General features: G+C 43.1%; 4 protein-coding genes and 1 pseudogene. All 5 read right to left on the reverse strand.

Going from position 1 to position 8,623, the window contains the following annotated elements:
• Positions 1–874 precede the first annotated feature (874 nt).
• Complete coding sequence (locus tag B3B27_RS11230) at positions 875–2,212, reverse strand: alpha amylase family protein (RefSeq protein WP_238868059.1); 1,338 nt, start codon at positions 2,210–2,212, stop codon at positions 875–877.
• A 67-nt stretch (positions 2,213–2,279) separates the two neighbouring features.
• Complete coding sequence (locus tag B3B27_RS11235) at positions 2,280–3,677, reverse strand: alpha amylase family protein (RefSeq protein WP_238868058.1); 1,398 nt, start codon at positions 3,675–3,677, stop codon at positions 2,280–2,282.
• A gap of 197 nt (positions 3,678–3,874) precedes the next feature.
• Positions 3,875–5,545 carry a DUF5018 domain-containing protein gene (locus tag B3B27_RS11240; RefSeq protein WP_286845977.1) on the reverse strand — a complete coding sequence of 557 codons (1,671 nt, stop codon included), beginning with the start codon at positions 5,543–5,545 and terminating at the stop codon, positions 3,875–3,877.
• A 16-nt stretch (positions 5,546–5,561) separates the two neighbouring features.
• On the reverse strand, positions 5,562–7,178 hold the full coding sequence (locus B3B27_RS11245; RefSeq protein WP_286833918.1) for a RagB/SusD family nutrient uptake outer membrane protein: 1,617 nt from the start codon (positions 7,176–7,178) through the stop codon (positions 5,562–5,564).
• A 20-nt stretch (positions 7,179–7,198) separates the two neighbouring features.
• Positions 7,199–8,623 (reverse strand): annotated as a pseudogene (locus B3B27_RS11250) (SusC/RagA family protein); the annotation flags it as partial.

The raw sequence follows: 8,623 nt of genomic DNA on the forward strand, positions 1-8,623 counted from the left end.
CGTGAATAGATTGTCATAGGATACTTTTTGTTAAAAAAATTATCAGTTGGGTCTTTCGTATTTTCTCATTGATGATTTCCATCGTTTTCCAGCACTTATGCGATCCTTCGTAAACAAGGAAAGCACCCTTTCACGTTTCTTTAGTATGTTAAATATACTCATTTTTGATTGTCTCTTATAGTAACGCGGAGCGAGCAAAAAATATTAATAATCAAAAATGATTTAGAATAATCCACAAAATAAAGATAAAAAAAGCTGATATGCAAACATAAAAATAAAATAATTTATTAAGTGCCGACTAATTAACATTATTTATTTTTGATATTTTCTTAGATATTGCAATATATAGTTAAAAATAATCATCATAAGTATAGTGAATTCGTGTAATGCATATGTACCGTTAGCGGATGGGTGTTATAAGGCTTTAGCATGTCGAGCAGGACGGAGATATTTATTGTTTGCACACTGATGGTTTCCGGGGTACGTCCCCCAAACTGCAGTTCATGGTTGCCCGGCATTCGGTAAAAAGGTATTCCCGTACGGTTCAGATGTTCAATATAAAGAGGATAGAGTTCCGGTTTGTCTCCCACCAGATCCCCGAAATCGACACCCAGAATGTCCCTGTCGGGGTAATTTTTTTAGTTGTGCAATATCCTCAATCACTTTAGCGTAGTTCTGGAAGTTTTCTTCTTTGTGGAATTGCGGATCTGAATGAACCAGAATAAGGTGCTTCTCGTCATTGTGCGGATTTTTCTTCAGAAAAATCATCTCTCTATTTTTTATCTTTCTCAATCCGTTTGAAAAACTGTGGTACATTCATCTCCTCTTCCGGAGCATACTTCCAATTTTTAAAGCGATTTAATCTATTTCGGGCTTATATTGCACCTACTTCACGCATCCCTTTTTCTACATATTTCCACATATCATTTTCAATGATATGCACGATATCGAAGATCATTAATCCGTCAGAAGTTTCCAGGTTCATCCTGATTGATGCAGCGAGTCCTTCGGGATTATCGTAGAACTGGTCTGCCAGAATCCCTCCATAAAACTTATTCCCATCGAGGATTGATTTCAGGTGCTGGTTCGATCCTTCCACGCAGTACCATGTTCCATGTTGTGCCCACATATCAGTCTCGTTTTTGATTTCGGGGTTTTCTTTCAGGTAATCTTCAATGGTAATGGTAGTGTAGTAGTTGCCTACGGTAAACAGATCCAGCAGTTCGGCGTAACCGTAGTTCTTGTAGGCGGGAGTGGCCCAGTCGTAATCGGCCGAAGGATCGTAATTCCTGCTTGCAAAGTTAACTCCCACTTCAAAGTAAGAGGGGTACCAGGCGCCTGTATAGGTCCCGAAAGAGATATTTGGATTGGCGGATTTGATGACCTTCCTGGCTTTTGACATGAAGTCATAGATGACAGATGTACGCCATTCGATCCATTGCAGGAAATACTTGCCGCGTTCGGGGTAGAGCCCGCCGTTTTCGTTTTTCTTCCATCGGTAGATATCGTCGGGGAAGCGATCCATGTTTTTTCCCAGATAGTTTTCAAATTTCTTACGTGACAATTCCGAAAAATCTGCGGTGAAGCCGTCGTATCGCACCCTGTCGAGAATGATACCGTCCAGTTCCGGGTATTTTTCCACGATCTCTCTGAAGATATTCAGGATATAGCTTTGAAATTCCTCATTCACAGGATTTACCATGGCTGAATATTTGTTTTTCTCCTCTGTTATAGGGATCAGCTTCACCTCTTCATCCGGTGTGTAAATAATAGATGCCCATTCTGATTTCCCTTCCTCATAGATCGGGCCGGAATCCATATAGTTGTGGCCTGCCACAAAGGTGTTGAGAGATGCCTGCACCTTCAGCCCGAGGCTGTGAGCTTTCTCAATGTAGTATTCCAGGTAATCAAAATCGTAATGGATCTCTTTTCCTTTCCATTCCGTGAGCTTCGGGGCATATTGGCTGTCATAAAGTACGTGTCCCGAAATGGGCCGAACATCAACCACAATATCTGTAAAACCTAGTCCTTTTACTTTTTCCAGATAATAGTCAATAGTGTCTTTGTTATTGAATCGCTCAATATTAGCTGTTGCATCAATCCAAATGAGTTTCGGTAAAATATCTGCCGGTTGGGATTTCTTGTCTGTGTTGCAACATAAAAAAAAAGTTGTGATCAAAAGGGTTAGAAATATCTTAAATATGCTGTTCATTTTTTTATAGTATATTGATATCTTTAATATTACGATGACCTCTGTCCGCATTTCGGTAATAGATGGTTTATTTACTGCCTATGGCTTTATTTATACCCTCTTTTGCGTATTGCCACTGATTGGCCATTTTTAAATGAATCATATCAAACAGGAAATAACCGTCGCATTCATCCATACAGGCTTTTACGGAGTTGACAATTGCTTGGTTTTCCTGCTCCTGGGTCGCCTGATTGTTGCTGTCCCAGTTGCCTACATCGGGACCGGCGGCAACCATGGGGCAGCTATCTTTAATTTTGTCCTTTGCCAGCTTCGAAAAACCCTGCATCGTCCATTCAGAAGATCCATATACTCTTAGTGGAGAGGCATAGGCGCCTATTAGGATCTGGTCCATCAATCCGGCACACCCGTAATTCATATATTGAGGGGTAGCCCACTTGTAGGTCAGGCTTGGGTTGTATTTCGGACTGGCCCAGTTGACGCCAACCTCATAGTAAGTAGAATACCACCCCCCGACATAGATGCCAAACTTCATATCCGGATTCACTGATTTTACAGTACCGCGTGCTTTAGACATAAAGTCATAGATTACCTTCGCTCTGAATTCGAGCCATTTGGTGAAGTAGGGGGGATAGGTGCTCATGGCGATGACTTGTTGCATAGTTGTCCCGGGAGGGAGAATATCGCCAGGGAAATTTGCCAGCTTTACATTTCCCAGATATGCCTCAAACTTTTTTCTGGTGAGATCGGAGAAATCGGACTGTACTCCGTCGAATCTTCCCCTGTCGAGGATGATGCCATCCAGATTATATTTGGCAAGGTCTTTAAGCAGATCACATAAATAATTCTGTACATCATCATTTGCCGGATTGAAGAATTTTGTTCCTCCTCCTGCATCCATAGTATTTGTGATGCCGGTGGAGAGATTTTCGGAGGTTGCCCAATCTTTCTTTGACGAATCTCTGTAGAGGAGCCCCTGGCTGCCTAACCCGCTGCTGTGCCCCCCCGCCATTGTATTGAATCCTGCGTGAACCTTTAAGTTCAGCTTATGCCCTTCATCGATGAATGCCTGCAGATAGTCCCAGGTTGCGGTTCGTTCTACTTTTGAATACACACCGTTCACCCATGCCCCCAGCCATTGTACCTGTGCCGCACCCTGAACGGACGATTTATAAAGTATATCGCCCGATGTTGGACGGATGTCCACGACAATATCCGTAAAACCGGCATCTTTGGCCAGTTTTAAATCACGAACAATATTCTCCCTGCTATTGGCAAAGTCACGGAAGTTGGCTGCTGCATCTATCCATATATAACGGGGCTTATTTATATTGTTTTTGGGTGGATCGGGAAATTCATAATCCGTATCTGGAGCTTCATCTCGTCCACAGGCTGCGGAAAGGAGCAGCAGCGGGGCAAGGATGATAGCTATAAAGAATCTGTATGCGGGTAATTTTAGTATTCTCATAATTAATGAAATGTTTATTTGATATCTTGCAGCTAGCCCCCACCGGGTTGCTGATCATATGACTGGGGTTGTTGGAAAAAGTTGTCTGAATTTTGCGGTGACTAAAATAAAACTGGTACCAAAGGTAACACAAATTTTCTTTTTAATCAGGCTCAAAATTCAGACAACTCAATTATACGGTTTATCTGAACCTTATCTTACATGTCAATACAATCATATTGTACACATACTACACATCCGTTGGTGAACATGAAGTAGAGATACATGTAATATCCGTCGGTTGAAACTTTCAAAATTACATCTCCGGTGCCGTTTCCATTTTGTCCTCCGTTGTCTTTACCGCCGTATGTGCCGATTGGAGAGGTCCAAATGGGTTCGGTGAATGTGGTGGTTGAACTTGCATCAAACAGATAGATCTTGTCGTCACTACCCCAGGTGAAAGAGTTTACCGAGTTGCTTGCAGCATAAGGATTTCCGTTGAACACGGTGTAGTCGGCTGCATTTTGTACCCAGTTTCCGCTTATCTCTGGTCCGAGCGCCCTGAAAGTGTTGGTTTTACCGTCTATCCATGCGAATCTTCTAGGTAATGCATAGTAAGAAACAAAATAGTCACCTATGGGGTCTGAAGGGTTGGTAGCTACAACGTCGGCGTTGTTCCACCAGGCTCCTCCTATTTCGGGTATAGCTACTATCTCGGGTATCTGCGACTGAAGCACTCCTCCTTTAACCTGCCAGCGGGCAAATGATTTGGCGTCACCCATAATTGCTGCAGTGATGATTGCATCCCCGTCGAGACTCCCTTTTATTGAGAGTTTTCGCCCAATGGCAGTGCTTCCGCTCGCAGCCCAGTCAATGTAGAGCTCGGGAGTACCGTTCACACCGTTGATTCTCCACACCTTGTAGGTGCCTGCATTTGGCGCAAGATTGCATATCAGGATATTGTTTCCGTCATCTGCTGTGGCAAAGAAGTTGGTAAGGCCTCCGATAATGGATTGCATATTGGGCATTGTGCCTACCTTCGTACCCGTCTTGCGATCCAGTATCATGCCAGGTTCATTTCTTGTATTCACAATAACATAATCTTTCGTAACGGCAAGACTGGTTGTTACATTCAGCGCTGAAATACCCAGATCGGTCTGCAGTTTCTTTGACCAGAGTACCTTGTCACTGCCGTTGCGCATACCCAGTTCCACTTTGTTTGGAACATCTTTTCGAATGGTATAGATCGCTTTGTCCGACCCATTCTGTGCAGTAACGGTAAGAGTTACTTCGTTGTCATAGTTCAGAGCAGTTGTTCTGGGATCAGGGCTGATGGTTGCGCCGTGAGAAATGCTTAGCTTAGCCAATACCTCGCCGATCGGTTCAATAGAGATGAGGGAAATAGTCTTGTTTAGCTCATCGATAATGCCAGAAATGCCTAGTGCATCGAGGTTGAAGTCGGTAATCTTAGCCTCGGCGCTTTTACGGATCTCTGCTACAATCTTATAATCTTTTTTTGTTTTTGACTGGTCGGTAACCGTAATAAAGTTTTCTTTAGTCAGATCCATATAAAGAAGGGATGGGGAGATAGTTACATTATCATCCAGGTTTGCCGTCACTCTCACCTTTTTCAGGTCATCCGTTGTAAGTACATTCTCGGATGTTCTGGGGTAGTTGTACGGAAATACAATTGTAATAACGCCGGTCTCGTAATTTATTTCGCTTGTGAAGCTGTTTTCAGAACTTTCGTCACCATAAAAGGATGCATTCAGACTGTTAATTCCATAGCGCGACACAGAAGGTGTCAGGTCTTCTACCTGCTGGCATCCGTTCAGCAAGAAAAATGCTGAACAGAGTAACGTAAGGGTTGTATATATATATTTCTTCATACGATTATTAATTTAATTATTTCCAACTGTCGTATTGCTCAATCAATGAATTGTTTGCCAACTCTTCGTCAGGGATAGGGAGTATATAGTTTTTCGCGGAGAACTTTCTGTCCTGATAATCCACATCAATGTATTCATAATTGTCACCTGTTATTTTAAAGCCGTGGCAACGATAGTTGTTATATTCTATATGTGCCAGTTCCCATCTTCTCATATCCCAGAATAGATGTCCTTCATAAGCCAGTTCTACTTTTCTTTCGTTTCTGTAGTCATTGAACCATTCATTGCCTGAAGAGTTTTTTGCAGGCAGATTAACTCTTTCGCGGACTTCATTCATTGCACTTCTGGCTTCATTTATCTTATTAAGTCTGAAGGCTGCTTCGGCTAAATTCAGAAGCACCTCTGAATAACGAATCTCCACCCATGTCTGTTTGCTGGGCTTGCCCTTCACGTCGATCAAATTCTCATCCATCAGCTTTCTCAAGAAGTAGCCGGTAGTAGTATGGCCATATGTATAAGGCTGTGCCCTGTATGCCATAAAGGTACCATTGGTGCCGTTTACCGAGTTCTGCATTACCTTGCCTTTCCATGTACTTCCCGGATAGATTATAGTTGCTTTAAAACGGGGCTCAAGTTCTTCGTAGGGAGGCCGGGTCGCATTCTTTGTATAGTAAGCAGTCCAGCTCATTTTGGTGCCGTCTGCTTTCTCATAGCTTTCCACCATCTCCTGTGTAGGAGTGCCTAGCCCGCCAAACTCGTAACCGTCGCTCAGAGGCACATAGTCTTTGTCGAATGTATGGTTAGGTCCCAGTTCGTCATATCTGAACTCAAGGATCGATTCCTCATTGCTCCCTTTCCATGATTGGGCATAATCATCCACCAGACCGAACTTGTTTGATTTCACAACCGCATCAGCTGCATCGTAAGCAGATTGCCATCGTTTTGCATAAAGCATAGCCCTGGATTTGAATGCCAGTGCTGCGAATTTGGTGAGTCTCCCCTGATTGGAGCCAGTCAATGATTCAGGTAGGTTCGCTATCGCAAAATCGAGATCCGATTCAATTAAATCCCAAGTATCTTCATTTGAACTGCGTGCCTTGTCCTTTTGCATTTCCTCAATAGAAGTATAAAGAATTACTCCATCGTGCCTTTTAGCAAGCTGAAAGTAGATAAATGCCCGGAAGAAAAGCACCTGTGCCTCCCATCTTTTGTTGATCTCTTCAGAGAAGTTACCGTATTGTCTCATAGAATGGAGGAACTCATTCATTCTCCTTATCTTGTTGTAGGCATCATCCCAATTGCTGTAAAAACAGCTGGCTGGTGTGACTGTTGAAGGATTAAAAACATAATTGTTAGCATGTCCCGCTTTGTGTCCAAGTGCATAAGAACCATACTTGAATGTACTGGTTAAGCTTTCTGTAAGGTTCCCCGCAGCTTGTGCTGTACCAAACTGCCCATACTGGTTCAGATAAGTATAGAAGCCGTTCACATAGAGGTCAACACTAGACTCTTTCTCCCATACCACTTTGTCGGTGAGTTGATCCGTTGGAGTCAGGTCTAGCCATTCCGAACAGCTGCTTAATATAATGACAGCTGTGCCCATATATAGAAGTTCCCTAAATATTTTTTTCATTTTCAGTCGATTAAAAGTGATTATAATGAGAAATTAAGCCCGAAAGAGAGGGTTTTCTGCTGTGGATAGTACCCATTGTTAACTCCTGGCTGTTCTGGATCGATGTTATACTTGGTCAATACGCTGAATGTGAGTATATTGGACCCTTCTATAAACAGCCTGATCCTGTCGACTCCGGCTTTTCTGGTGATTGAGTTTGGTATAGTATATCCCAGCTGGAATGATTTTAAGCGGAGATAGTTTCCATTTCTGTACCAGAAAGTTGAAGAGTATGCATTGTTTGTACTTACTGTTACCAGCGAGAGACGTGGAAATTCGGCTTTCTGCTTGTCCGGTCTCCATGAGTTTTCAGGAAGGAACTGAGGAGAGTTTCCTCCGTGGTAGAAGAGCTTTGTGAAGGCTGTATTATCCATAATTCCTTCGGATCCAATTGAAGTATATACCCCCGTCAGGGCTACTGTACGTCCGAGACCCGATTGCAGTAGGATGTCGAAGTCAAATCCTTTCCATTCTCCGTTGAGGTTGAGTGAGGTTTGGAATTTGGAATAGGGACTCTTTCCGACATAACCCATATCCTGTGCGTATGAGATTTTGCCATCTCCATTTCTATCCTTATACTTGATATAACCGGGGAGAACTTTTGACCCTACAATCGTGGGCGAGTTGTCTATCTCTTCCTGCGACTGGAATAATCCTTCAGCAATGAATCCGAGTTGAGATCCCACCTCTTTGCCCGTTAATTTACGGTAATCGGGCGTGTTCTCAGAATCCCCGGCATAATAGAGCCATCTGCGATATGCCAGAGTGCCAATCCACTTAACACCATACCTGAAATCTCCGATTTTGTTGTTATGAGATATGGTAAAATCAAAACCTCTGTAATCGATCTTATTTACGTTGTCTGTACTGAAAAAATATCCACCCATTGACGGAGGGTAAGAGCCACCCACACCGCCAAGCAGATCATACTGATATTTGTAGAATACATCCAGTTCTGCTCCAAGTAGTCCCTTCCACGCCATAAATTCCGTACCTATGTTGTAGGTGATCGCTTTTGCCCAGGTTAGGTAGGGATTGCCTAATGTTCCTGAGTAGATCATGCTCTGCCTCTGATTGCCCAGTATAAGTGAATTTGAGGCAAGTGTCATTAGGTTGAGATACTGAAACGCACTAACGGCAGATGTGGCTGTTTTTCCAATACCGCCCCTAACTTTAAGATTGTCTATCCAATCGGCATGAAACCACTCCTCGTTGTTCATTCTCCATCCGGCAGACAAAGCAGGAAGATTCACCCATTGAGAGCCTGCCATACCGCTGAAAAGATAACTTCCGTCACGACGGATAGAGGCCTCTAACAGATAACGATTGTCGTAATCATAGTTTAACCTTCCCACAAAACCGATCAACCGTGACTGGCTGCTTCCTCCCGAAATAACCGGTATCTT

It is taken from the genome of Proteiniphilum sp. UBA5463, from assembly GCF_002427225.1.
Classification (GTDB): Bacteria; Bacteroidota; Bacteroidia; order Bacteroidales; family Dysgonomonadaceae; genus Proteiniphilum; species Proteiniphilum propionicum.

What these genes read in the sequence shown, in the direction of transcription:
- B3B27_RS11230 (WP_238868059.1), bottom strand. Translation starts at nt 2,212, where the DNA reads ATGAACAGCATATTTAAGATATTTCTAACCCTTTTGATCACAACTTTT.
- B3B27_RS11235 (WP_238868058.1), bottom strand. Translation starts at nt 3,677, where the DNA reads ATGAGAATACTAAAATTACCCGCATACAGATTCTTTATAGCTATCATC.
- B3B27_RS11240 (WP_286845977.1), bottom strand. Translation starts at nt 5,545, where the DNA reads ATGAAGAAATATATATATACAACCCTTACGTTACTCTGTTCAGCATTT.
- B3B27_RS11245 (WP_286833918.1), bottom strand. Translation starts at nt 7,178, where the DNA reads ATGAAAAAAATATTTAGGGAACTTCTATATATGGGCACAGCTGTCATT.